General features: G+C 63.0%; 25 protein-coding genes. 13 read left to right on the top strand and 12 right to left on the bottom strand.

The annotated features are described in order from the left end of the window. The first annotated feature begins 11 nt into the window (after positions 1–11). The 7 genes from AB1555_06740 to AB1555_06710 all read left to right on the top strand — a co-directional run bounded on the left by AB1555_06740 (position 12) and on the right by AB1555_06710 (position 7,424). Positions 12–2,903, top strand: a complete 2,892-nt coding sequence (locus AB1555_06740; GenBank protein ID MEW6246391.1) for a cbb3-type cytochrome c oxidase subunit I — start codon at positions 12–14, stop codon at positions 2,901–2,903. Between the two features lie 3 nt (positions 2,904–2,906). Next, positions 2,907–3,059, top strand: coding sequence for a cbb3-type cytochrome c oxidase N-terminal domain-containing protein (locus AB1555_06735; protein MEW6246390.1), 153 nt, complete (start codon positions 2,907–2,909; stop codon positions 3,057–3,059). Positions 3,060–3,952: 893 nt separating this feature from the next. Continuing rightward, a complete protein-coding gene (locus AB1555_06730; protein ID MEW6246389.1) occupies positions 3,953–4,258 on the top strand; it encodes a LapA family protein in 306 nt (101 codons plus the stop codon). Positions 4,259–4,266: 8 nt separating this feature from the next. Continuing rightward, entirely contained in the window at positions 4,267–4,770 is a 504-nt protein-coding gene (locus AB1555_06725) for a hypothetical protein (GenBank protein MEW6246388.1), read from the top strand. Then, positions 4,771–5,301, top strand: coding sequence for a hypothetical protein (locus AB1555_06720; protein ID MEW6246387.1), 531 nt, complete (start codon positions 4,771–4,773; stop codon positions 5,299–5,301). Beyond that, entirely contained in the window at positions 5,220–5,798 is a 579-nt protein-coding gene (locus tag AB1555_06715) for a hypothetical protein (GenBank protein ID MEW6246386.1), read from the top strand. Before AB1555_06720 ends, AB1555_06715 begins: the two co-directional genes overlap by 82 nt. Positions 5,799–6,296: 498 nt before the next feature. Further along, positions 6,297–7,424, top strand: coding sequence for a hypothetical protein (locus AB1555_06710; GenBank protein ID MEW6246385.1), 1,128 nt, complete (start codon positions 6,297–6,299; stop codon positions 7,422–7,424). Between the two features lie 126 nt (positions 7,425–7,550). Here the strand turns inward: AB1555_06710 and AB1555_06705 are convergent, their stop codons facing one another. The 4 genes from AB1555_06705 to AB1555_06690 form a co-directional block, all read right to left on the bottom strand. Next, positions 7,551–8,720: an alginate export family protein gene (locus tag AB1555_06705; protein MEW6246384.1), complete on the bottom strand. Its 1,170-nt coding sequence runs from the start codon at positions 8,718–8,720 to the stop codon at positions 7,551–7,553. 3 nt (positions 8,721–8,723) lie between these two features. After that, positions 8,724–9,302 (bottom strand): hypothetical protein, encoded by a 579-nt coding sequence (locus AB1555_06700; GenBank protein ID MEW6246383.1) that lies wholly within the window; start codon positions 9,300–9,302, stop codon positions 8,724–8,726. A gap of 120 nt (positions 9,303–9,422) precedes the next feature. Further along, complete coding sequence (locus tag AB1555_06695; protein MEW6246382.1) at positions 9,423–10,691, bottom strand: amino acid permease; 1,269 nt, start codon at positions 10,689–10,691, stop codon at positions 9,423–9,425. Continuing rightward, positions 10,679–11,323, bottom strand: a complete 645-nt coding sequence (locus AB1555_06690; GenBank protein ID MEW6246381.1) for an amino acid permease — start codon at positions 11,321–11,323, stop codon at positions 10,679–10,681. Before AB1555_06690 ends, AB1555_06695 begins: the two co-directional genes overlap by 13 nt. A gap of 300 nt (positions 11,324–11,623) precedes the next feature. Between AB1555_06690 and AB1555_06685 the strand changes: the two genes are divergently transcribed. Then, positions 11,624–12,544 (top strand): mechanosensitive ion channel domain-containing protein, encoded by a 921-nt coding sequence (locus tag AB1555_06685; GenBank protein ID MEW6246380.1) that lies wholly within the window; start codon positions 11,624–11,626, stop codon positions 12,542–12,544. Between the two features lie 17 nt (positions 12,545–12,561). On the opposite strand, the gene AB1555_06680 is transcribed toward AB1555_06685, so the two are convergent. From AB1555_06680 to AB1555_06670, 3 genes are all read right to left on the bottom strand, one after another. Beyond that, positions 12,562–13,719, bottom strand: a complete 1,158-nt coding sequence (locus AB1555_06680) for an outer membrane beta-barrel protein (GenBank protein MEW6246379.1) — start codon at positions 13,717–13,719, stop codon at positions 12,562–12,564. Beyond that, complete coding sequence (locus AB1555_06675; protein MEW6246378.1) at positions 13,716–14,612, bottom strand: mechanosensitive ion channel domain-containing protein; 897 nt, start codon at positions 14,610–14,612, stop codon at positions 13,716–13,718. Before AB1555_06675 ends, AB1555_06680 begins: the two co-directional genes overlap by 4 nt. Before the next feature lie 64 nt (positions 14,613–14,676). Further along, positions 14,677–16,365 (bottom strand): mechanosensitive ion channel family protein, encoded by a 1,689-nt coding sequence (locus tag AB1555_06670; GenBank protein ID MEW6246377.1) that lies wholly within the window; start codon positions 16,363–16,365, stop codon positions 14,677–14,679. Positions 16,366–16,378: 13 nt separating this feature from the next. On the opposite strand from AB1555_06670, the gene AB1555_06665 reads away from it, so the two are divergent. The 5 genes from AB1555_06665 (at position 16,379) to AB1555_06645 (ending at position 20,368) form a co-directional block, all read left to right on the top strand. Beyond that, positions 16,379–16,519, top strand: coding sequence for a hypothetical protein (locus tag AB1555_06665; GenBank protein ID MEW6246376.1), 141 nt, complete (start codon positions 16,379–16,381; stop codon positions 16,517–16,519). Positions 16,520–16,621: 102 nt separating this feature from the next. Beyond that, a complete protein-coding gene (locus AB1555_06660; protein ID MEW6246375.1) occupies positions 16,622–17,887 on the top strand; it encodes a cation:proton antiporter in 1,266 nt (421 codons plus the stop codon). A gap of 120 nt (positions 17,888–18,007) precedes the next feature. Beyond that, positions 18,008–18,421, top strand: a complete 414-nt coding sequence (locus AB1555_06655; GenBank protein MEW6246374.1) for a hypothetical protein — start codon at positions 18,008–18,010, stop codon at positions 18,419–18,421. Positions 18,422–18,449: 28 nt separating this feature from the next. Beyond that, positions 18,450–19,037 (top strand): nicotinamidase, encoded by a 588-nt coding sequence (locus tag AB1555_06650; protein ID MEW6246373.1) that lies wholly within the window; start codon positions 18,450–18,452, stop codon positions 19,035–19,037. Beyond that, on the top strand, positions 19,034–20,368 hold the full coding sequence (locus tag AB1555_06645) for a nicotinate phosphoribosyltransferase (GenBank protein MEW6246372.1): 1,335 nt from the start codon (positions 19,034–19,036) through the stop codon (positions 20,366–20,368). The genes AB1555_06650 and AB1555_06645 overlap by 4 nt, the downstream gene beginning before the upstream one ends. Positions 20,369–20,464: 96 nt before the next feature. Here AB1555_06645 and AB1555_06640 read toward each other — a convergent pair whose 3' ends face one another. From AB1555_06640 to AB1555_06620, 5 genes are all read right to left on the bottom strand, one after another. Then, positions 20,465–21,028 (bottom strand): peptidylprolyl isomerase, encoded by a 564-nt coding sequence (locus AB1555_06640; protein ID MEW6246371.1) that lies wholly within the window; start codon positions 21,026–21,028, stop codon positions 20,465–20,467. 269 nt (positions 21,029–21,297) lie between these two features. Then, the gene (locus AB1555_06635; GenBank protein ID MEW6246370.1) at positions 21,298–21,459 is read right to left on the bottom strand and encodes a hypothetical protein; all 162 of its coding nucleotides are present in this window, start codon (positions 21,457–21,459) and stop codon (positions 21,298–21,300) included. Positions 21,460–21,687: 228 nt separating this feature from the next. Beyond that, complete coding sequence (locus AB1555_06630; protein MEW6246369.1) at positions 21,688–22,512, bottom strand: L,D-transpeptidase; 825 nt, start codon at positions 22,510–22,512, stop codon at positions 21,688–21,690. Further along, positions 22,503–22,994: a DUF882 domain-containing protein gene (locus tag AB1555_06625; GenBank protein MEW6246368.1), complete on the bottom strand. Its 492-nt coding sequence runs from the start codon at positions 22,992–22,994 to the stop codon at positions 22,503–22,505. The genes AB1555_06630 and AB1555_06625 overlap by 10 nt, the downstream gene beginning before the upstream one ends. A 5-nt stretch (positions 22,995–22,999) precedes the next feature. Beyond that, a complete protein-coding gene (locus tag AB1555_06620; protein ID MEW6246367.1) occupies positions 23,000–23,437 on the bottom strand; it encodes an NUDIX hydrolase in 438 nt (145 codons plus the stop codon). Positions 23,438–23,539 lie beyond the last annotated feature (102 nt).

Genomic DNA, 23,539 nt, shown 5'->3' with positions numbered 1-23,539 from the left:
AGGAGAACGTTATGCAGGACGAGTTGGTCAATCGGCCGTTGGTGAAGGCGTGGATCTGGTGGTCGCTCGTGTGGCTGACGGTGTTCCCGATCGTCGGGGTGCTGGTCTCGATCAAATTCCACAATCCGGAATTTCTGGACGGCCTTCCGTGGCTGACCTTCGGCCGTCTGCGGCCCGTCCACGTCAACGGCGTGATCTTCGGCTCATTTTCCACGGTGTTTTTGGGCCTGCTCTATTACGTCGTCCCGCGCCTCTGCGGCGTGCGGATGTACAAGGAGGCATGGGGCTGGTGGCTCCTGCACGCCTGGAACGCGTTTCTGATCTTCGGCTCACTGTCCCTGCTGATGGGCTACAACATGGGCCTGGAGGCCGGCGAGTTCCAGTGGCCGTTGAATATCCTGCGCTTCGCGGTGCTGGGTGTGATCACGTTCCAGGTGCTGGCCACGGTCTTCCACCGGGTGGAAACACGCTTCTATGTAGCCATGTGGTACACCACCGCCGCGCTGATCTGGACGGTCATGAATCTGATCCTCGGCAACGTGCTGCTCCCTTATACGGAGGACATCGCCGGCGTCAACAGCGCCGCCATGCACGGGCTGTATATCCATTATATCGTCGGGCTCTGGATCACCCCGGCCGGGCTCGCCCTCATCTATTACTTCCTGCCGCTGAGCGCCAAGAACGCGCTCTACAGCCACAAACTCTCGCTCTTGGGGTTCTGGTCGCTCGCGTTCTTCTATCCGTTCGTGGGCACGCACCACTATCTCTACAGTCCCATTCCGCATTGGACCCAGACGATCTCGATCGTGACCAGCATGCTGCTGATCATTCCGGTGTGGACGGTGATCGTGAACTTCTTCGGGACGATGCTGGGCCGCTGGGGCGCGGTGGCCGGGGGCGGAGGGAGCGACAATTACGCCGCCAAGTTTCTGATGCTGGGCGCGGTCTATTACCTGCTCGGGTGCTTCCAAGGGTCGGTCGAGGCGCTGCGCCGGCTGCAGGAATTGACCCATTTCAACGACTTCGTCATCGCCCATTCGCACCTGACCGTCTTCGGCACCTTCGTCGTCTGGGCGGTGGGCTCGGCCTACTACGTGTGGCCGCGGGTCACGGGCCGGAAGTTGTGGAGCGATCGGCTGGCGAGCTGGCACCTCTGGCTCACGATCGCCGGCTTTACCGTCATGGCCGTGGGGCTGACCGCGCAGGGCTTCGTCCAGGGTTCGATGTTGGAGTTCGGCGCCAACTTCGTGGACACGGTCAAGGAGATGAAGCCCTGGTGGGTGGCCCGGACGCTGGGCGGCGTCGCGATGGACGTGGCCCTGCTCTTGATGTTCATCAACTTCTACAAGACCGCTCAGGAAGGGACGCCGCTGGAGCGCGAGGTTTCCGACGCCGCGGGACCGGACGAAACACCGGTCCAGGTCGTCGCCAAAGGGAGTTGGATCGAAAGCCCCTCGACGGTGTTTCTCGCCGCCGGGTTCGGCTTCTTCTTCCTCGCGGTCGGCATCCAGGGCGTGACGCCCTGGCTCATGGCCGAAACACGCACGCCGCTCGTCGAGGACGTCGTCACCAAGCTGCCGATCCGGGTGGCCGACTACACGCCGCAGGAACTGCAAGGCCGACAAGTGTATATCCGCGAGGGCTGCTGGTATTGCCACTCCCAATATGTCCGCCCGGTCACCGGCGAGTCGTTCCGGTGGGGACCGGTCTCGCAGGCCGGGGAATACGCCCATGACCGCCCGCATCTCTTCAGCACCAGGCGGATCGGACCCGATCTGACCCGTGTGGGTCTCAAGTACGGCGACGATTGGCATATCGCCCACCACTGGTCGCCGCAGGAGGTGGTGCCGGACTCGATCATGCCCGCGTTCCCGTGGCTGTTCGAGCGTGCCAAGGACGGAGGCCCGCCGCGGCTCAACGAGGAGGGTCAGGCGCTGGTGGCGTATCTGCAGAAGCTGGGCACGGGCATCGGCGACTGGCGCGAAGGCTTCGCCTCGACGCAGAAGGTCGCGGGCCTGGCCCTCGATGCCAGCCCGCAGGCGCACGAGGATCTGCTCAAGTTCGGCCGTGAGGTCTATGTCCGCCGCTGCGTCGGCTGCCACGGGGTGCAAGGAGACGGCAACGGGCCGGCAGCGCGGTTCATGGATCCCCGTCCGCGCGATTTCACGAAGGGCGTGTTCAAGTTCCGCTCGACCCCGGGCAAGGATTCGCTCCCGACCGATGTGGATCTCTTCAGCACGATCACCCACGGGCTGTGGGGCACCGCGATGCCGTCCTGGCAGGAGATTTCCGATCACGAACGCCGCGCCGTGGTCCAGTACATCAAGACGTTCTCGGATCGTTGGTCGAAGGAGCCTGTCGAACGGCCGATCGCGATTCCGAGTGAACCGCCGATCACGACGGCGTCGTTGGAAAAAGGAAAAGGGCTGTTCCTGGCCAACTGCATGATCTGCCACGGTTCGGGCGGGCAGGGAGACGGTCCCATGGTGCCGGTGCTCAAGGACATCTGGGGACAGCCGCTGAAGCCGGCGAATTTCACCTTGCCGGCCGGCGCCGCAGGCGGCGTGAAACTGGGCCACGACAGCGAACATCTCTTCAAGACTGTCGCGACCGGCGTGGGCGGCACGCCCATGCCGGTGTTCAGCGAGCAATTGAAACCTGAAGAAATTTGGGACATCGTTCATTATGCGCAATCGCTGCGCGTCGCGGCGCACGAAGCCGAACTGGTCGCGGCCGGACTCAAGGACGCGGACAAGGAGCAGGCCAGGACCCGCATCTGGGCCGGACTCTCCGCCGCCGCACGGCGGGGCGAGTTGGAGAAAGAGGTGGTGCAGCACGGGCAACGACAGGAGCCTGGAAGCCTGACGGCTCAGGCTTCAGACACCCCGATCAGCGGGAGGTGAACCATGAGCGAGCGCGAGGCGGAGCGGGTCTACCACTACCGGCATGCGGGCATCCGCGAGCGGGACGGAGCCGTTCCCATATGGCTCAAGTTGGTGGTCCTGGGGCTCCTCATCTGGAGCGTCTATTACCTGATCCAGTATTGGAGCCCGGCTTGATCGCCATAGGAGGATGGCGAGCAGCCAGCAGCAGGTGCGGAACGCTGCCGGCTTGCCGCTATCAGCTGCTATCTATTAGCCTTAATCCAAAATAAGGCTCTTTCGGATTCTGTGTGGGTACATCGTTGTCACCAGGGGTTCGTGGCATCTGCTGTTTCTGACAGGGGGCCGGGTCGGCCTGCGCTGCTCAAACGCTCCGGCGCGACCGCACTAAGCGGGCCTCTCCTGGCCTGCGGAACTTGCTGGCTTCGGCGCTGCGCGCGAACCCAGCGGCGAACAGTCATCGGCCTGCGCTTCGCGCACCGTCGCCGCCCGCCAAGTCGCGGTGCCCACACCTCCGCGATTCGCGACGCCGCCCGACCCGGCCCCAGGTTGGACCCACACAATTTCCGGAGGAGCCCAACATAATTTCTGCTAACGAGGCGATCATCCTTGCATCATTCCTGCTTCCTCGCCCTCCAGAGGAGGGAGAGGAGAAAGGTGAGGGTGGGGCCGCGAGGATTTCCCCTCACCCTCCCCCTCTCCCCAGATGCGGCGAGGGCAATGCAGGGTCGGCGGACCGTGTTATTTTCGGATTAGTCTTTATGAGCGTTCGGCTCACCCCGCATCATGAAAATGCGGGTGGCGTCAACCTGGGCGCCCGTCCGCGCGCAGCGGGGTCCCCACACCGGGCGGGGTGCGAGCCTGCACCCGTTGCAAACGGAGAGGAGCAACGGGTACCCGGCTGGTTGGCGACAGGACCCGCATTTTCTACACAGGGTTAGCTGTTCGCTACTTGCTACCTGCCTTCTTGTCAACGCTGTTCGTTGCGCCGACGGATCGTGACCACGCCAGTGCGTATAAGCTGACTTGACACGGCGGCGGAAGGCGATCCTTCCTTAGGCGAGGTTCTGATGGTGACGCTGTTCTTTGCATTCCTCCTGGCTTTGCTGACCGCGGTCTTTGCCCTGCAGAACACGGCCCCCGTGACCGTGCGGTTCCTGATGTGGGAATACGAGAGTTCGCTCGTGATCGTCATCCTCTCGTCGGCGACGTTGGGCGCGGCGCTCGCGTTCCTCCTGTCGCTCGGTCCCCGTTGGCGACGAGCCCGCGAGACGTCGAGGTTGCTGGAGACCATCGAGACCCAGGGAGCGCGCATCCGCGAACTCCAAGATCAACTCAGCGGGACACCCCCGACGTCCTCCCCTCCCGACGGCTGACTGACCGCATGCACGACACCCTGACCGGGATACGTCGATCGGCCGGCGTCGGCCGTGTGCGCCGTCGCGGCGGCATCCGGCTCGAAATAGTGCCGCTCTCGCTTTTTGTGTTGCTGGCCGCCTGCGCGCTGCCGCAGGAAGTGTCCAAGACGCCGCGCAGCGCGGTGGAACAATTGCTCCTCACCCACGCCGTCGAGCGGGCGCTGGCCGACGTAAACGTGCCCCTGCCGGAAGGCGCGACGGTCGCCGTCGAGGTCAGCGGGCTTCAAACCGATCGCGCGCACGTGCACCTGCAGAAGGAAGGGGACTTCGGCGTGATCGATTCCCCCTCCTGGGACCTGCCCTTTGTGCGCGACGCGGTCGCCGCGCGGCTGTATCTGGACATCTACGAGACCGCCACCGGCCGTTTCGTCCGGTCCACGCACTGGACGACGGGTAACGCCTACTACGATCAGTACACGATCCTCTTTTTCTTCACCTTCCGGACCACCGACATCCTGCAGGCGCCGTAAATGCCGGTCGTGCTATCGCTCGGCGGTTCGGCGGTCTCCGCCACCGACGGATCGCTTCGACAAACGCCGAGGATCATCGGGGCCGTGGTCTTGCTCTGCCACTTGGCGGCTCAAGTCGGGCAACTTCGGGCCGAAGTTGTTGGGCCCGAACGCCCGCCGTTGCTCCCGTCGATTTCCTGGACCACGCTTTCGGCGGACGGCCGATTCGCAGCCAGCTTGCCGCCGGCGGACACGTGGTTCGGCGACCTGCCGCGACGATGGACTCTGTCGCTCGAAGAAGAGCGCGAGCCGGAAACCATGGAACGGGTCTCGGGCGAAGAAAAAGGCCCCCGTATTCCGGAGCCGATGGTGTTCGATCTGGTCCGGCCGCTCGGCGCCACGCGGGCGAGGCGGAATTCAATACGCTGGGTCTGGTCCCCCTCTCGCGCAAAACGCGCAGGGTGGACGACGTGCCCGATCCGCTGGGCCTGGTGCGCCGGAGCCCCGATACGCAAGGCTTCGAATGGGCGCCGGAGATCGAGTTCGTGCTGACGGACGGGATCGCGCTCGAACTGGAACTGCCGATGGAAAACGCCCGGGTCGAAGCTTACAAGGCCGCCGGGCAAGTCACCTTCGGCACGGCGTTCCGGAACCGGTACATCCACGGCGCCCAAACCATCCTGCAGTACGATCTCGATCCTCGCATCTGGACGACCACCTGGCTATACCTGGCCGGTTTCCGTTTGGATGACATGAGGAGTCTGTTCGGCATGGTCGGCCCCCGCTTCGAACTCGGCCGCGCAGCCGGTGGAACGACCACCGAGCTGCTCAGCAACATGACGCTCTTCGCGGACATGACCGACCGTCTCGTCGCCGGGGTCGAGACGAACTTCGGGCAGGTCGTGGGCGGCCACGCGGCCTTGCTCGTGATGCCGCAGGTGCATTACGAGGTCGGCAAGTACTGGATGATCCAGGCCGGAGTCGGCGCGCGTTTGACGCATGACTTCACGCTGCCGGAAGTCGGGTTCCGGATCATCCGCGAGTTTTGAATCACACAACGTCGTCGGCAGCCGATAGCGAACAGCCGGTAGCTTCACCCCCACCCGACCCTCCTCATCACCCGTTGTCGAGCACCCATTGCACTTGCGAAGAGGGCACCCATTACATCTTCAGAGCAATGGTTCCCCGGTCCCGGAGCAACGGGTACCCGGGGAGAGGAAAAAACGTGTGTTCCCTCTCCCCTGAGTGGGAGAGGGCGAGGGTGAGGGGAAATTTTCGGGGCAACAGGTCAAACAGGGTAGCCGCCTTGCGGCCATGACAACTATTTTCATCTTGCCATCCGTTTCCCCCTCGATCCCCGCACGTCGGTGAGGCCAGCGGTCCGTTCACAGTGCAGGTGGTACCCGCCGACATGCCGGTCAAGGTCTAATGCGCGCTACTGCTCGCCGCGCCGTCAATACGGTACAATCAGCCCCGCCCGCCGGTCCGTTCAGGCCGGGCGGGTCCGCACTCATCGGACGTTGTCCGCAAGAGAAATGGAGGTCGGCATGCCTACACGTACGTACGGAATCGTGATCGCTTTGTCATTGCTGGCGGGCTTTGTCGGCGGCACGCTTGGAACCCGATTCCTGCTGGGAGACCCCGTCGTCGCTCAGGAACCGGCCCCGCGTCAGCGGGTCGTGACCGCCGAACAGTTCATGCTGGTGGACAAGGAAGGAACTCCCCGCGCGCAGCTTGCCGTCTCGGACAAGGGAGCGCCGCGTCTGGATCTCGTGAACAGAGACGGGATGTCCGTCGCGAGCCTGGCCCTGACGGAGGAGGGGACGCCCGATCTCCGGCTCAACGCCAAAGACGGAAGCCCCCGCATCCGGCTGGCGCTCCTCAGCAAGGGCCAGCCCCGGCTGGACTTGACGATGGACAAGGAGGGCACGCCGGCGGCGGGCTTCGGGCTGAGCGATCAGGGGTGGCCGGACTTGCGCTTGACCGGTAAGGAGGGCAAAGGGGTCGCGACGTTGCTGTATGTGGACGGGAATCCCCGGCTGTTCCTGGAAGATCAAAAGGGGCAGACCAACGCCGTTCTGGCCACCGCTCCGGAGAAAGCGCACCTCATGTTGTACAAGGACGGCAAGGCCCGGACCAGTCTGGCCCTGGATGGGCTGGACCTGATCGACAAAGACAACCACCCGCGACTCCGGGTGGAGCTGGTCGAGGAAGGCGCGCCGCGCATCGCGCTCAAGGACAAAGACGGCCACCGGCTGATGACGATGGCCGTGCAGCCCCTGCCGAAAAAAGAGGAACCGATTTTGGCCTTGTACGACAGGAAGGACACGCTGCGCGCGGGCCTCAGCCTGGACGAGGCCGGCCGTCCCAGTCTGATCCTCCGGGATCGTCCCTTGCTCTCGCTGATCGACAAGAGCGGCGAGGACGGCCTCTTCCTCAGCCTGGAGGGCGAAGACCGTCCCAGCTTCCTCATCAGCAGCAAGAAAGGCAAACACAGCGCTTTCCTCGGCCTCCGGGAGAACAAGGAAATGGCGCTGGACCTGCTGGATGAGAAGCACAAGCACCGGGCCAGCCTGTTCTTGGACCCCGACGGAGCCCCTGTCTTGATGCTGCGTGACAAGGAGGAGAAAGTCGTGTGGACGGCGCCGCCGGCGACGGACAAGAAAGGCGAGTGAGACCGGCATGAGCGACCGCGGGATGGCGGGTTCTCTGCGACTGCACACGACAAGAGACGCTTCCGCGGCCGCCTTGCGACCCCTCCATTGAGGTCTTATCAAAGATCGGCACCCCACTCCGCCGGATCAGAACATGAATTCGGTCGCCACGTATCCGTAGTTCGAGTGTGACGCGCCTGGACTGCCCGGCGCCCGTTGCGGGAACGAGCCGAACGAGAAATGCGCGAATCCGGCCTGAAGAAAGGCATAGTTCGTCATCCCCCATCGGGCGCGCAGCTCCACGATATGTCCCAGGAAGGTTCCGGCTGCGCCGGTCGGATCCTGGAGCCCGGTGCCGGCCCAAGGCCCTCGTCCGTCGGCCAACCAGGCCGGCCGATGTTGCACGAACAGGTAGACTCGCTCGGCCGGCTTCACGAGGACGCGGTAGCCGGGATAGATCACATTGCTGCGCTGAATGGCTCCGAAAATGCCGGTCGGCATCAACTCGAACGAGCGCCGTCCGTAGAGGGTGTCGAACCCGTTGCTGGCGTAATCGAATTTGAACAAAAGTTGGGGCGTCCAAGGCAGGTCGAACGTGTAGCCGAATTCTCCGTGGTGAAAATGACCGAAGCCGGTGGTCGGCGTGATATTGCCGAACTGGTAGTCCGTCTCGACTTCGAACTCGAACCGGCCCACCCCGCCGAGCTTGAAGAACCGGGCGCCGAGCATAGTGAAATCTCTGGCTTCGCCCCGGCTGGCATGCCCGTGATAGGACAATTCGGTGCGGAACCGCTCCATGGGCGGAAGCTGCACGTACGCGCCCCACAGGGTGGTGGGATTTTCGGTGAAGACGGGATCGGCTTTTCTGAGGAACTGCTCGACCGGCCACACGACGAAGCTGTGCAGATGCCATCGGTCTCTCTCGCCCAGGCTCCAGTGCGCGCCGTCATAGGCGTTGGTCGCGTTGCGAAAGTTATTGCGGGCGACCCACCGTCCCCGCCCCAGGTCCATGTTGACCCGCCCGATATTCAGCTCCGTCGGAAGGCCCGTGCCCAGAAAGTTGTCCGAGACGAGATCGATGTGAAGCTGCTGAACATCGGTCTGGTTCACGTGATTATTGTTCACGAAGGACCCTGTGTCGGTGAGATACGCGCGGGAATCCTGCAGCTCCACGGTGAAGGGAACCGGGTCGAAGATGTCTTGAATCTCGAAGAGGATCCTCGTGCGCAAGGTCAGTTGCTGGTCGCTGCCGGCTTCGCCGGCGCGGAATCGTCCGTCCATGGTCTCATAGCGGGTGCGATGCTCCCCGCCCAGCACCAATCACGCCGGACCATTCAACGCGCGATAGAGCGTCCCCGTCCCCGGTTCCGTCTTCTGCAGAATTTCGTCGTAGATGCAGACCACTTCGTCGTACACACCGAGGAGTTGTTTGACCCGGGTTTTGGAGGCCGCCGGTTCCGACGGCTTCGCCGGCGGCAGTTGCGGCGACGCCGCTTCCAGCGGACCCTGCTGCAACTTTTCGAGTTTCCGCTGTTCTCTTTCCACCGGCTCCTTGGGTTGTTTCAGCTCCTGCACCTTCTGACGGGCCCGTTCCTTCGGCCCTTGCTCTTCCAGCTCTTTGGCCCGCTCTTTCTGCCGCTGCCGCTCCAATTGCTTTAGTCGCTCCAGAGCCTTTTCTTTCGGATTCGGTTGAGGGGCTTCGGATGGCTGTGGTTCCGGTTGCGGCCCCTGCTGCTCCAGCTTCCGCAATTTCTCCTCGATCGTCTCCGACTCGGATTCGCCGACGGTCTCCGCCGGTTCCTGCGACTGCGGAACCGGTTGGCCGAATGGCACGCCGGGGATCAACAGTGCGCTGACGCCTATCAGACCGATCTGTGTCACCTGCACCAGACGCTTCATGTCCCGCCGAGCGATTGAACTCCTTGCAATGGATCGTCGCGTCGCCGTGCGAGCAGCACGGTCTTGCTCCCGCCGCCGCATTCGGGCGGCGGGACAGCGGGCCGCCGGTGACGCACCACTCTACATGATCAGGCGGACGCCGCCGAGCTCGCTCAACTTGTGGGGAAACTCGTTGCCGGGCGTGCCGATGAACATGTAATTTTTGGGCACGCCCAGTCGCCGTGAGAGCCGTTCGATCAGCTTTGGACCAAATTCACCTTTGACCAGAACCAGGTCGATGCGGAGCTGCGGATAGATATGATCCAGCGTCTTCAGATGCTCGGCCAACTGCGGCGGGATCTCTTCCTCCCGCTCGTAGCAATGGACGACCTTCAGCCGCGTGGTCTGCTCGTTGTTCAAGACATACAGGGCGGCGGCGTTCAACTCCGTGATATCGCAGCCGCTGGCAAAGAAGATGGCCGCCTGGCTGTTGATCTCGCTGATCCGTCGCACCGTCCAGTCGGTGAGCCGACGATTGAACGCCAGAACCCGTTCGGCGATCGCTTTGGATGCGAGCAGCGCAACTTTCAGAATACGCACCCGCTCAAACATCAGTCCGACGGCGGCCACGGTGACGACGAAATACAGGCTGAACACTTGCAGATATGCCGAATTCAACAGCACGTTGCCCACCAGGCCGACAAGGACCGCGACCAGCGCCGCGGCGACCCCGCCCCATCCGGCCCGCACAGCCCGCGGGAGCTCGGCTCGCTTGGTCTTCAGCAGCATATTGCCGACGGCGAACAGAGCCATGACACCGAGGAAGGACAGCGTGTACACACCGGCCAACGTCTCGATCCGTCCGGACGTCAGCGTAATGATCGAACAGCAGAGGAAAAAGAAGAGGCCGATGATCCAGCGGTTCGTCCGGAACCGCTGATTCTCCAACAGCAGGAATTGTGGGAGGCAACGATCCAGGCTCATCCGGCGGACCAGTCCGGTCACCCCGACGTAACTTGTCACCACGGCGCCGCACAGCACGAGGACCGCGTCGGCGCTCACGCAATGCTGCAACCATGCACCGGCGGACAGCATGCCCATCTCGGCCAACAGGTCCTGTTTGTGGGCCGCCATCTGGTCCAGGGGAATCAACCCTAAGGCCAAGAAACTGATCAGCGGATTGAAGATCGCAACCGCCCACCACATGTTCCGCAGGGTTTTGAGAAATACGCCGTCCTTTTGTTCTTCGACGAAATTGGCCGAGCTTTCGAATACGCTGATCCCCAGCATCGCGACCGCGAAGCCGAAGAAAACGGCCGACCGCATCCCTCCGGGCGGAGGAGTCTGCCAGTTCATGACCAAGCCGGAGGGATCCTTCATCACGGCCAGTCCCGAGGTCACGACCAGCACGGTGAGGGCGTCATATGGGCGGTAAAAATCCCGAGCGCCACCACGGCCGACTCGTTGATGCCGACGACGTTGAGCAGGGCGAACAGCCCCAGCACGGCGACCGTCGCCCAGTACACGTCCAGCTCCTGCCACAGGTTCCCGGCGTAGTGCATGGCCTCGTTCGAGCTGATCACCGCCGTGGCGACGTACGAGAGCAAGGTCAGGCAGGCCGCCACCGAGGCCTTGGCCTTGGTGGTGGTGTTGAGCAACACGTTATAGGCGCCGCCGTTGAGCGGAAGCGCCGTGACCACTTCCCCATAGATCTTCCGGAACAAGTAGAGCACCCCCGCCACGCCCAGGAGGGACAGGGGCGCATAGGGGCCGGCGTAGAGACTACAGAGGGCGGCGACGTAGAGACAGCTCGAGGTGATGTCGTTGCCGCAGATGCCGGTCGCTTTCCATTCGCCCAGCTTGCGGGGAGTCGACGTATCGAGCCGGGTGATCGAGACCGGCCCGCTGCCGAGATCCCGGATGCGCTCCGCCGTGCCCCATCCGGGAAACTCCCAGGAGGTCGTTTCCTTACCGGCCAATTCTTGAGAAACGCCGTCCGCCACAAGCCGCTCAGAGCGGGCCGTCCATCGTCCGGCCGCCAAGACATCGGTCCAGGAGCGTCCAGCCGGAGGACCGTCACCCAGTGCCTCCTGAATCCTTATCGGCCGGAGAGCCCAATGAAATTTCTTCTAAGGGACAAACGGGGAGGCTGTCAACTGCCGGCCGGCGGCGATGATTCACGCGTGACGGCCGAGGCGCTTCCGGCCGGTCCGACGACGCGGTCGTTCTTGCCGGACAAGCGGCCTGATGGCAGAATGCGCCTCCGGTTGAAGAGCGGCCGCGCGAGCCGCGGCGGAAACGGAGACGATTCCGAAACGTCGAAACCTGAAGGAGGCCTGCGTATGGAAGAGATCGTACAGGTTTGGCTGCTGCACCCGATTACCGGCAAACTGGCCGGCGCCGTCACGCTCGTGCTGGCGATCCTGGTGGGCGTCCGATTGATCAAGAAGAGCCTCTCGCGCTACGTGGAGGACTCCGAGCTGCGCTATCGACTGCGGAAAACGGTGAACGTGGTCGGCGCGATCGTCGCGCTGATCGGCCTGACCAGCATCTTCAGCGTGCGTTTCAGCCAATTCACCGTCGCTTTCGGCGTCGCCGGAGCGGGTGTGGCCTTCGCCTTGCAGGAAGTGATCGCCAGCGTGGCCGGGTGGCTGGCCGTTTCCTTCGGTAAATTTTATCGGCCCGGCGATCGCATCCAGCTCGGCGGCATCAAAGGCGACGTGATCGACGTGGGGGTGCTGCGGACGACGCTGATGGAGTGCGGCCAATGGGTCAACGCCGATCTCTACAACGGCCGGATCGTGCGGGTCGCCAACAGCTTCGTCTTCAAAGAACCGGTCTTCAACTATTCGGGAGATTTTCCGTTCCTGTGGGATGAGATCATGGTGCCGATCAAATACGGCAGCGATTACCGGATGGCGCGCCGGATTCTGGAGCGAGTAGGAGAAGAAGTGGTCGGGGATTACGCCAGAGCGGCGGAAGAGGCCTGGCGGCAGGTCGCCTTCAAGTACATGATCGAGCACGCCACCGTCAAACCGACCGTGTCGTTGATAGCCAACCAGAACTGGCTGGAATACACGCTGAGGTATGTCGTGGACTATAAGCTGCGCCGCGCGACCAAGGACACGCTGTTCAGCCGCATTTTGGAAGAGATCGACCAGGTCGCCGACCGGGTCGGCATCGCCGCTGCAACGCTGAACATCGAAAAGCTGGCGCCGCTGGAGGTGAAGCTGACGGGCATGGCGGCCAAGCCGGCGTCCTGATCCGGTCCGAAACATCGTTACGAATCGAACGCCCAGATCAGCGCCGCGATGGCCAGGTGCTGACTGCCCGTCAACCCGATCACGCCCGGCGCGATTTCGCTTCCTTTGAAAAATCCTCCGCCGGGACCGGTGGACTCGTCGAACCGGTACTCGAGTCGCAGCAATGCGGTGTGGGCACCGAGCCGCAGCGTGTGATCCAGCGTCGCAGTCACGGCCTTGATGAATTGCTCGGAGCCCGTGATGCGCCCGTTGCGATCCCAATAGAACTCCGGTCGGACCGCCACGCTCCAGGGCCCGGCGATGTTCCACCGGACGAAAGCCGCGGCGGCGGTCCAAAAGGTCCGCGGGTGACCGGCCGATTCGGCCGCTTCTTCGGTCCCGATGTCGTACGACACGGCCAGCGTGACGCGATCGCGCCTCCATTCGACGATGCTGTCCGAGAAAAACCGCCAAAACCGCAGGTCCGTATTGGATTGGTCCGGCCCGTAGTAGAGATTTTCCGTCACGGTCAGGCTTTCCGCCAGCCGGTATGCCGCCTGAACACCGTAGCTCAGGTGGTCGTTGGGGTGCGAGAGATAGTTGTACCCGTTGATCGCGTAGAGCCCGAGCCGCAGCCGTTCACCGACGGGGTACCGCGCCCCCAATCCGAACATGAAGTAAGGCGCATTGTCGGCCATATAGGACCGGGTGTAGTTGAAATTGTTCTTGGCGTAGATCGACTGATAGCCGATAAAGCTGTTGAAGAGGCCGGCCGTCAGCGTGAGCCCGTTGCCGACCGGCGCGAGATAAGAGACATTGGCTCGAGACAGGTGGCGGAACGTGTCGGCGCCGCCGACGGGCTCGTCCCGCCCCGGCACCGGTCGAGGCACCAGCGCATCGGTGTCGTACCCGCCCTGCACGCCGAATTCGAGTCCCCATCGAGAGTGCGGCGTTGCGTCCTTTTGGACATACCCGAGCGCCATGTTGGGCGCCAGCTCGTTGACGCGCGGCGTCGTGGTCTTGCTGCGCCAGAGGTGATTTTCGGGAAAGTTGAAGTTTACCGCGTAACTCAGATCGACCAAGCCGCCGTAGTGCCAATCGCCCGCCTGCGCCGGAGGCTCGTCGGCGAGACACCAGGCCGGAGCGATCGCCAGCGTCAGCGCCGCGCCCGCCGCCAGGAGCACCACGACTCTCATGAGACGGACGACACCGCCGGCGTCGCCACCGTCAGGCCGCCGCTCTTGATGTGAATATCGCGCTGGGGATACGGGATCTCGATCCCGTGCTCGCGAAACTTCCGGCTGATGGCGTAATTCAGCTCGCTCCGGAGCACGCCGGGACGGTCCGTGTAGTCTCTCGTCCAGACCCGCAGGATGAAATTCAAGGAACTCTCTCCGAACTCCTGAAACAGCACGTCGGGCTTGCGGTCCTTGAGCACTCCGGAGTGCTCATCGGCGACCTCCAGCAGGAGTTTCCGCACGACTTCGGGGTCCTCGCGATAGGACACGCCGATTGGAACATTGAACCGCACGTCCCTGGTCGTATAGCTCCAATTCGTGACTTTCGAGGAGATGAACTCGGAGTTGGGAATGATGATCGCGATGTTGTCGTTGGTGATCACCGTCGTGGCGCGTGCCGAAATGTTCACGACGTTTCCCGTCACGTTACCCACCTCGATGCGGTCTCCGATTTTGATCGGACGCTCGAAGAGGAGGATCAGGCCGCTCACCAGGTTGTTCGTGATCGATTGCAGACCGAAGCCGACCCCGATACCCAGCGCGCCGGCCAGCACCGTCACCGTGCTGAGGTCGATCCCGACCGTCTGCAGAATGACGACGAACCCGATCGCGATCACGACGTAGCGGACGATCGAACCCGTCGCCTGCCGGACGCCGATGTCGATCCGGCTTTTCGCGAGCAGGGTCAGCACGATCCAGTCCTTGAGTTTCTTCGTCAACCACAGCAGCAGGATGACGAGGACGACCACGGAGACAAGCGTCCACAGGGTCACCGGCGTCGCGCCGGCCTTGAACAGCGGAACGTTCAGCCAATCCTTGATCGATTCGAATGCGCGTTGCAGAGCGTCCATCGCATCCCCTCCCCTCTCACTTTCACAAAAGGACGGCAGAAGCGCTCAGGAATGATCCTGCAGGCTACTTCGGATTTCGTTGCACGGAGCTTTCGTCCCGTTTGCCCAGGAACGTCTCGAGCGGCGCGATTCTGAACGCCGGCGCCTCATAGGTTTTCGGCAGGTACTCTTCCGGAATGGTCGTTTTGTTCCCGTCCCGGATCTGGGAATAATGGGGCGACATGATCTCGACGCCGGCTTCGTTGAACTTGTCCTGAATGTTCTGATGCAGCTCCGCGTAAATCTCGGCCATCTTGTTCGGCTGGTCGGTATAGGCGTTGATTTCATAGGTGACGTAGAAATCGTTCAGACTGGTCTGCAGCACGAACGGCTCCGGCTTCTGCAGAATATGGGTGGTCGCCTTGGCCGCGTCGATCAACAGCTTGTGGACCGTCCGCCACGGCGCGTCGTAGCCGATGGTGACGCTGGTGTGCAGGATCAGCCCGCGGTCCTTGGCCGAGGAGCTGAAATTGATAATGTGGCTGCCGAGCACCATCGCGTTCGGAATCGTGATGTCCACGTTTTTGATCGTCCGGACGCGCGTCACCAGCAGTTCGCGGGCGGTCACGTCGCCGATCGTATCGGCGATCTTGACCCGGTCGCCGATTTGAAAGGGGCGCATGTACGTGAGCACCAGCCCGGAAATGATATTGCTGATCGCGCCGGTCGAGCCCAAAGAAAAGAGGACGCCCAGGAAAATCGAAATCGCCCGGAAGGCTTCAGATCGGGAGCCGGGAATGTAAGGAAAGACCGCGATCGCGCCGAAGACGATGACCAGGAACCGTACGATCTTGTAGGTGGGCCACGCCCAATCCCGGTGAAACCCCGCGAAGGTAATGGCTCCGCGCTCGATTCCGCTGAAGATCAGATAAATCAGCTTGATGATGTAGCGGGTCACGACGACGATCACGATGATCGAAATGACGTCGGGCACGTAGGTCACGAACGCCTGGCCGATCGCGCGCAGCGTCGAGAACACCGCGCCGAAGAGTTGCGCCGAGACGCCTTTCGTCCAGGGGAACACCCCCAACACGGTCGAAATGTAGAAATACAAGAGCAGCAGCGTGGCAATGACGCGGACGGCCTTGGCCAAGCCGATGAGCAGTTCGGCGATTTGCCGAGCGGAAAAGAGTTCGACACGCTGCACCTTGATGGATCGGATATACGTGCCGCGCCAGGCGTCGATTGTGGCGTACACCTTGGGAAAGCCCTTCCGGAAGCCGATCAGAAGGGCTACAAGCACCAGCGTATCGAGCAGGGCAAACAGGCTGTCGATCAGGAGCGATTTCACGCTGGTCTCTTCTCTCTGTTTGCTGAGGGCGTTGCGGATCTTGAACGCGTACTCCTTGGCCAGAACCTGGGGCGTTTTGCCGAGCGGTTGAGCGTCGGCATCCGTCACCGCGACGAGGATCGTCTCGCCCAGCACGATGTCGGTCGACTGCTCCCGATCGACGGTGGTGATGCGCTGCACATCGGTACCGGGATCGTTCGCCAGCCGGGTCAGTCGCTGGGCAATGACCCGAGCGCGATCCTGAGGCGTGAACGGACCGAAGCTCGCGTAGATGGAAAACAGGTCCTCCTCTCCGAATCGCACGGGTGCTCCCGCCGGCTTCTCGGCGGGCGGCGCCGCGGGAGCCTGCGCCAAGGCGGGCGAAACAGTCAGGGCAACCAGCAGGGTCAGGATCGGAATCGCCTGTTTCGTCATCATTCGCATGGGATATCCTCCGATGTCGTTCGGAAGCCTGACTCCGCACCGGCCGGCGGCCCGTGCGGGGCCGCCGGCCAGGCGCATTGTCCCACACTCGTCGACGATTCTCCAGACCGGCGAGGCGGCGAGCGAGGCGCCGGCGCTGAGCATCACCACTTAAGCACGGATGCTGCTCGGACGGCCTTGCTCGATTGCTATCGTTCGGCGTTCCCTGCATAATGGACGCCGGCGGCGCACCGGCTCTTTGCGGAGTCTCCGGCCTATGGACGAAGTCGCGGTCAGCATTACCTCCGTCGGCATCCTGGTCTTTCTGGCCCATCTGTTCACGGGCATCTTCCGGCAGACCAAGTTGCCCGACGTTCTGTTGCTGATCATCATCGGCCTGGTCATCGGCCCCGGGCTCGGACTGGTGACTCCCGAGCATTTCGGCGCGGTGGGGCACGTCTTTACCACCGTCACCCTGATCGTGCTGCTGTTCGAGGAAGGATCGGGCATCCCGCTGCCGACGCTCCGGAAGGCAGTACTGGGCACCTCTTCCTTGAGCCTTATGAGCTTTCTCGTGACCATGGGCGCGATTGCGGGGGTGGCCCTGTACATGACGGATCTCACCCCGATCCTTGCCTTGATGTTCGGGGCGATCGTCGGCTCCACTTCTCCGGCGGTGGTTGTGCCGCTGGTCAAACAGCTCGACATGCAGGACAAGAGCCGAACGATCCTGTTTCTCGAATCGGCGGTCAGCGACGTGTTCAGCATCGTGGTGGCCCTCGCTTTCCTGGAACTGTACCGCCTGGGCGAGATCCGGATCGGGCTCATGGCCGGGCACATTCTGGCGTCGTTCCTCATGGCGAGTATCCTGGGCGTCGGGAGCGGCCTGCTCTGGTCGGTGCTGCTCAACAAGATCCGGACGCTGCAGAACGCGATCTTCACGACGCCGGCCTTCGTCTTCGTGATTTTCGGGGTCGCGGAGTTCTTCGGATTCAGCGGCTACATCGCGGCGTTGGCCTTCGGCATCACGCTCGGCAACATCCGGTCGTTTCAACTGTCCGCCTGGAAGCGGATTCTCCCGCAGGACACGATCACGCTGAACGAGACCGAAAAGATCTTCTTCTCCGAGGTGGCGTTTCTGCTGAAGACGTTTTTCTTCGTGTACGTCGGGCTGTCCGAGCGTCTGACGGACCCATGGGTGGTCTCGATCGGCTTCCTTCTGACCGTGGTGATCTTTCTGGTCCGCATTCCGGTGGTCCGCCTCTCCGTGGACAGGGAGACCCGCGTGTCGGACGCCTCGCTGATGGCCGCCATAGCTCCCAAGGGATTGGCGACGGTCGTGCTGGCGTCGATTCCGCTCCAGCAGGGTCTTCCCGGCGGGGAGCTGATCCAGGACCTCGCCTATGCGGTTGTGCTCTTCAGCATCGTCTTCACCGCGCTGCTCGTGTTCCTGCTGGAGCGCACCACGCTGGCGAAGGCGTACGGGCGGCTGTTCACCGGATTCGGCGCGAAAGCGGCGAGCCCCGACGCGTCGGCGGGCTGAGCGGTCCGGCGGCCCCCGGGCGACGTTGTCCGGCGCGCCTCTGGCCTCATCCCCTGAACGTGGTCTACAATTCCGGCACCGCTGGCTCATTTTTCGTGGTGTCCAACAAGGGAGGGTCCCATGGCTGATACAATCCGCACCGCGCAGTATTTCAAAGTCGAGGTCCCGGACAAGCCGGGCATCGGCGCCGGCGCGCTCACCATGTTGCGGGACGCCGGCGTCAACTTGTTGGCGTTCTCCGCATTTCCCCGGGGGCGACGATCCCAAATGGATTTCGTCCCGTCCGACCCCGAAGCGTTCAAAACGGCCGCCAAGCGCGCCAAGTGGAAGCTCAAAGCGCCCAAGACCTGTTTCCTGATCGAGGGAGACGATCGGCCCGGCGCGTTGGTCGACGCCCTGGCGCAACTGGCCGGCGCGAAGATCAACGTCACGGCGTTGGACGCGGTGGTGGCCGGTTCCGGCCGTTACGGGGCGATCTTTTGGGTCAAACCCCGGGATGTGAAGAAGGCATCCAAGTTGCTGGGAGCCTTGTAGGCCAGGCGCAGGTCTCGCGGCCACAGCTATGGGCACAGAGACGCTTCAACCGGGCGATGCTCTGATCGTCGTGGACGTCCAGAACGACTTTCTCCCCGGCGGGGCGTTGGGCGTGCCGGGCGGCGATCGGATCGTACCCATCCTGATGCGCTACATGGCCCGCTTTCAATCGCGTGGGTTGCCGATCTTCCTCTCCCGCGACTGGCATCCGTCGAATCACTGTTCCTTCCGCGAACGGGGGGGTCCGTGGCCCGTCCACTGCGTCGCCGGCTCGCCCGGTTCCTTGCCGCCGCCGGGCTTCCAGACGCCCCCGTCTGCCGTCGTCATTCACAAGGCGACCGAGCCGGACCAGGACGCCTACTCCGCGTTCCAGGGCACGCCGCTCGACGAGCGGCTTCGAGCCGCCGGCGTGCGACGCCTGTTCGTCGGCGGCCTGGCGACCGACTACTGCGTGCTCAACACGGTGAAGGACGCCAGGAAACTCGGCTATGACGTCTGTCTCCTGACGGACGGCATCAGAGCCGTCAACGTGCAACCGGACGACGGGCGCAAGGCGGAGGAGGAGATGGTCCGCCTGGGCGCCGTGCCGATCCGCCTGGAGAATCTCGCGGCATGAACCAGCCCCCGAGCGCGCTCCTCACCGATCTCTACCAACTCACCATGCTCCAGGCCTACGTGGAGCAGGGGATGGAGGAGACGGCGGTCTTCGAGTTCTTCGTCCGCAAGCTGCCGCCCGCCCGCAACTTTCTGATCGCGGCCGGCCTGGAGCAGGTGCTGGACTATCTGGAAACGTTCCGCTTCAGCCCGGCGGATCTGGAGTGGCTCGCGCGCTGCGGGCGCTTCGGCCGGTCGTTCGTCGACTACCTGGAACACCTGCGTTTTACCGGCGACGCGCACGCCATGCCGGAAGGCACGGTCTGTTTCCCGAACGAGCCGATCCTCCGCGTGACCGCCCCGCTCCCTCAGGCCCAGTTCGTCGAAACCCGGGTCATGAACCTCCTCAACTTCCAGACCATGATCGCATCCAAGGCGGCGAGGTCGGTGTTGGTCGCGGGCGGCAAGCCGCTGATCGATTTCGGGTTGCGGCGCGCTCATGGCGCGGAGGCGGGGCTGCTCGCGGCCCGGGCGAGCCACCTGGTCGGCTTTACCGGCACGGCGACGGTGCTCGCCGGCGTGAGATTCGGGATTCCGGTCTACGGCACGATGGCCCACGCGTTCGTGCAGGCGCACGAAGACGAAGCCCGCGCGTTCGAGCACTTCGCCTACGCCCAGCCCGACAACGTCGTGTTGCTGATCGACACCTACGACACGGAGGCGGCCGCCCGCAAGGTGGTGGCGCTCGCGCCCCGGCTGAAGGAGAAAGGCATTACCGTCAAGGGCGTGCGGCTGGATAGCGGGGATCTGGCGGATCACGCCCGGAAGGTCCGACGGATCCTTGACGACGGCGGGCTTCCGCACGTGCAGATTCTGGCGAGCGGCAATTTGGACGAGTACCGGCTGGAGGCCCTCATGGCGAGCGGCGCGCCTATCGACAGTTTCGCGGTCGGCACGGCCATGACGACGTCGGCCGACGCCCCGTCGCTCGACTGCGCGTACAAGCTGCAGGAATACGCCGGACGGGCCTGCCGAAAACGGTCGGAGGGAAAAGCCACGTGGCCGGGCCGGAAACAGGTATACCGGCACTATGAGGCGGACGGCCCATTCGCCGAGGACATCGTCACCCTGGCGGATGACGCGCAGACAGGCGACGCGCTCCTCCGGCCGGTCCTGCGGGCCGGCCGCCGTCTCGCCCCCCCTCCTTCCCTCACCGAAGCGCGCGCGCACGCCGCTTCCCAACTCGCCCGCCTACCCGATTTCTTGCGGCGACTGGACCCCGCTCCGCCCTACCCGGTCAAGATCGCCCAAGCGCTCCGCGATCTCGCCAAGTCCGTCGATGAGCGGGGTTAATGAACACCAGCGAGCAGCTAGGTGGTCCGGGCTCTTCGCTGCTAGCTACCAGCTATTCGCTGCCTCCCTGGCACAGTCGAAGGCCCATGGGGCTGATCAGTGAGGTCGCTTCGGATTGGACGGGACGGCGCCGTCCTTGATGTCCAACACCTTCACGTCGAAGGTGAGCGTCTTGCCGGCGAGCGGATGATTGAAATCCAGCACGACCGTCTCATCCTTGACTTCCGACACCCGTGGATAGAGCACCCGGCCGTCAGGCCCTCGGCCCTGGAGCTGCGCCCCGACCTTCAACGCGTCCGGTGGAATCAGTTTCTTGCTCACTTCCTGAAAGGCTTTGGGATCGACAACCCCGTAGCCGTCCGCCGGAGGAACGGTCACCGTCTTCTTGTCGCCCACCGCCATGCCCTCCAGCGCCTTCTCCAACCCGACGATCAGCTCGTGCGCGCCTTGGGTGTACTTCAAGGGATCGCCGCCCACGTTGCTCTCGACGACCGTCTTGTCGTCCAACCGGAGCGTGTATTCGAGGGACACCAGTTTACCTTCTGACACCGTCATCTTCGACGCTCCTTTCTGTGCCTGCGCCTGCGCGCAGGCGACGTTGACGGACAGGACCACGACGAACGCGAGCAAGCCCCCACCCGTAAGCCGGTACATGTTCATAGGCTAGACCTCCGTGGAAGAGGGTGAAACCTCTAAATAGGCTGGAAAAGGTCGCAGGATGGTCGGACCAGGCAGGCGATCGGTTCCAGACTATTCATGTGACGTTGCGAGCAGCCTACCACATTTTCCCGTGACACGACAATTGCGGGAAGAGCGGAGGGATAAAGGGCACACACGATGGGCGTGACAATTCCGCCATGCCCGGGCGAAGGCCGGCCACAGTCCTGGAGCGGGACGCTCGCGTCGGAGAGGGATCGGGCTGAGGACCGTCAGGTTTCGTAATAGATGACGACCGTGGACTTCCCGCACTTGCTGCAAGCGCCTTGTTTCGTCATCGGGGTCTTGCCGGCTCGTTCAGCGGTCTGAAGTTGCGCGTCTTCTTTCGAGGACTTGTTATAGCAGTCGCTGCAGTAGGTCGAGGTCATACCCATGGTTGCACCTCCGTGTGTGGGATGAACATGCACCGATGCCGTTAAGTGCCAAAGAAACCCGCAAGGTCAACACCTTGTTCCTGGCAGAACCGGTTCCACAATTTCAGTATAGCGTCATTCCTGGAACTTGCCAGGGAAAGTTGCGTAGGGAAGAAGGTACAAGGATTGAAGCCGATTTGAGGAGAAGGACCGCGTGGATTCGCGCGGCCCCCCAGCGGCGTCACGGTCTTAGCGCGGCGCGGCGCCCCGAATCAGGATCTTGGGGCCGTCTTCGACCAGAAGCACCTTGCCATCATCCCTCCGGTTCCCGAGCACCCATTCATACAGCCTCTTGGCGTCATCCAACTCCGGATCCTGCGGCACCCCGTAGTATTCCTTCTGCATCGCCTCATCATACAGGCCGACGCAGCCGTGCGAAGCGGGATAGCCGGGCACATCCCGCCCGTGAATCCAATAGGACACCCCTTCGCGAGTGACGAAGAAGTGAAGCGCGTAATTCATCGGATAAGGCGTGTCGGTACCCTCGATCGTGTACAGGCAGGACTTATGCTGGCGGTGAAGCGCCGTGATCCGGAATAAGCCAGTCGGCGTCTCGTTTCCTGCTTCACCCGTCGTCACCGGCATCGAAAAGCGGAGCGAACCATATTCGTAGGCGCCAAGAAATTGCTCGGCGAGATCAATCAGGATGAATTGCTCGTCGGTCTTCGCTGGTGGATATTCGGGCGGCAGAGGTGTGAAATTCGCGATCTCCTCAAGACGTCTCGGCACCTTAATCCGGACTCCGTGATAGGCATGACGCCGGTCAACGCGATTAAACCGCGCCACGTCCACCCAGCGCTTCCCGAATAACCGTTCGAGCGTCTCCCCTTTTCCGATCTGCCGACACTCCCAGGCAATGTCGGCATCGCTGGGATGGATGACGGCGCAGAGAGAAGACGGATGCTTGAGCTTGGCGTCGGGACTGGGCCGGGACTGGCCAAGGGTTGGCTCGCAGGAAGCGGCAACACAGAAAGCGAGAAGGATGAAGCCGGAAGTTCTGCGGCCTACCACCATCGGAACGGGCCGGAATCAAGATGAACAAACCTCTTGCGAGGATAGTAGCCGACCCCACCGCACTTGAGCTTCAGCGCCGTCTCACGGACCGTACGGAGGTTGACCCCGGGAATAAAGAAATCAATAGCCTGGCCCTGCACATGCAGGCTGTGGCGAGCCACCCGTCTACCCATACGGATCAACAGAGCCTGATACTCCGGCGAACGATACCCCGAAACCACGCGGATTTCCCGATCGCTGCCGACTTGCTTCTGCACTAGGTTCACGAATTCAATGACCCGCACATCCATGGCGGCCATTTCATTGGTGTGGTGGCATCGAAGGAGATAGTTCACATCGTCCAGGGCTTCGTAGTCGTAGCGGCCCTCCTCGTCGCGGTAGGTGACCGTCAAGCGTTCGTCGGTGTGGAGGTTATAGAACGTGAGCCGGCCCCCGGGCCATCGGCCCGCAAACAGGTCCGATGGGCTGTGAGGCGTCCGCAAAGCGGTCAACCCGATTGTTCGCTCTCGGGTGCCGACCCTTCCGCTAGGGCCTGCGCGAGCAGGCGCCGGTCGGATTCATATGTCAGGCGGGACCCGGCTTCGGCGATGGGCAGCCAGACCGCTTCTTCGACTTCACGATCCGGCTCCCCGACGCGTTCGATCGCGGTCATCTTGAACCACCGGACGGTCTTGTGGATGCGTCGCCCGTCCTGCTGAAACCAGTATTCGGACCGGGGCAGTTCCCGTTCGATCCGGCAACGCCAACCCGTCTCCTCCTCCACTTCGCGCAGCGCCGCCTCCGGGCTCCGCTCGCCCTCGTTGAGCCGGCCCTTGGGAAACGTCCACACCTCCCGGCCTTTGAGACTTCGCACGCGGATGAGGAGGACGGTGTCGTCCTTGACCACCACCCCGCCGGCGGAAAATTCAAAGCTTGGCTTGGTCACGGTTCGCTCGCCATCCTTGCACCAGACCCCCACGTCGTGCGCGACCGTTTTAGATCCTGATCCATGGCCCGGCTTCCGCCGATCTCTCCGCCACAGACTACC

This window comes from Nitrospirota bacterium (assembly GCA_040755395.1).
Taxonomy (GTDB): Bacteria; Nitrospirota; Nitrospiria; order Nitrospirales; family Nitrospiraceae; genus DATLZU01.
This window is presented reverse-complemented; position numbering and strand designations above follow the sequence as displayed.

Bases quoted from the DNA above. Each gene is read 5' to 3' on its own strand.
- AB1555_06730 (MEW6246389.1), top strand. From the start codon at position 3,953: ATGGTGACGCTGTTCTTTGCATTCCTCCTGGCTTTGCTGACCGCGGTC.
- AB1555_06655 (MEW6246374.1), top strand. From the start codon at position 18,008: ATGGCTGATACAATCCGCACCGCGCAGTATTTCAAAGTCGAGGTCCCG.
- AB1555_06700 (MEW6246383.1), bottom strand. From the start codon at position 9,302: ATGAAGCGTCTGGTGCAGGTGACACAGATCGGTCTGATAGGCGTCAGC.
- AB1555_06635 (MEW6246370.1), bottom strand. From the start codon at position 21,459: ATGGGTATGACCTCGACCTACTGCAGCGACTGCTATAACAAGTCCTCG.
- AB1555_06665 (MEW6246376.1), top strand. From the start codon at position 16,379: ATGTCGTTCGGAAGCCTGACTCCGCACCGGCCGGCGGCCCGTGCGGGG.
- AB1555_06670 (MEW6246377.1), bottom strand. From the start codon at position 16,365: ATGCGAATGATGACGAAACAGGCGATTCCGATCCTGACCCTGCTGGTT.
- AB1555_06675 (MEW6246378.1), bottom strand. From the start codon at position 14,612: ATGGACGCTCTGCAACGCGCATTCGAATCGATCAAGGATTGGCTGAAC.
- AB1555_06640 (MEW6246371.1), bottom strand. From the start codon at position 21,028: ATGAACATGTACCGGCTTACGGGTGGGGGCTTGCTCGCGTTCGTCGTG.
- AB1555_06685 (MEW6246380.1), top strand. From the start codon at position 11,624: ATGGAAGAGATCGTACAGGTTTGGCTGCTGCACCCGATTACCGGCAAA.
- AB1555_06720 (MEW6246387.1), top strand. From the start codon at position 4,771: ATGCCGGTCGTGCTATCGCTCGGCGGTTCGGCGGTCTCCGCCACCGAC.
- AB1555_06740 (MEW6246391.1), top strand. From the start codon at position 12: ATGCAGGACGAGTTGGTCAATCGGCCGTTGGTGAAGGCGTGGATCTGG.
- AB1555_06735 (MEW6246390.1), top strand. From the start codon at position 2,907: ATGAGCGAGCGCGAGGCGGAGCGGGTCTACCACTACCGGCATGCGGGC.
- AB1555_06680 (MEW6246379.1), bottom strand. From the start codon at position 13,719: ATGAGAGTCGTGGTGCTCCTGGCGGCGGGCGCGGCGCTGACGCTGGCG.
- AB1555_06630 (MEW6246369.1), bottom strand. From the start codon at position 22,512: ATGGTGGTAGGCCGCAGAACTTCCGGCTTCATCCTTCTCGCTTTCTGT.
- AB1555_06725 (MEW6246388.1), top strand. From the start codon at position 4,267: ATGCACGACACCCTGACCGGGATACGTCGATCGGCCGGCGTCGGCCGT.
- AB1555_06660 (MEW6246375.1), top strand. From the start codon at position 16,622: ATGGACGAAGTCGCGGTCAGCATTACCTCCGTCGGCATCCTGGTCTTT.
- AB1555_06710 (MEW6246385.1), top strand. From the start codon at position 6,297: ATGCCTACACGTACGTACGGAATCGTGATCGCTTTGTCATTGCTGGCG.
- AB1555_06650 (MEW6246373.1), top strand. From the start codon at position 18,450: ATGGGCACAGAGACGCTTCAACCGGGCGATGCTCTGATCGTCGTGGAC.
- AB1555_06645 (MEW6246372.1), top strand. From the start codon at position 19,034: ATGAACCAGCCCCCGAGCGCGCTCCTCACCGATCTCTACCAACTCACC.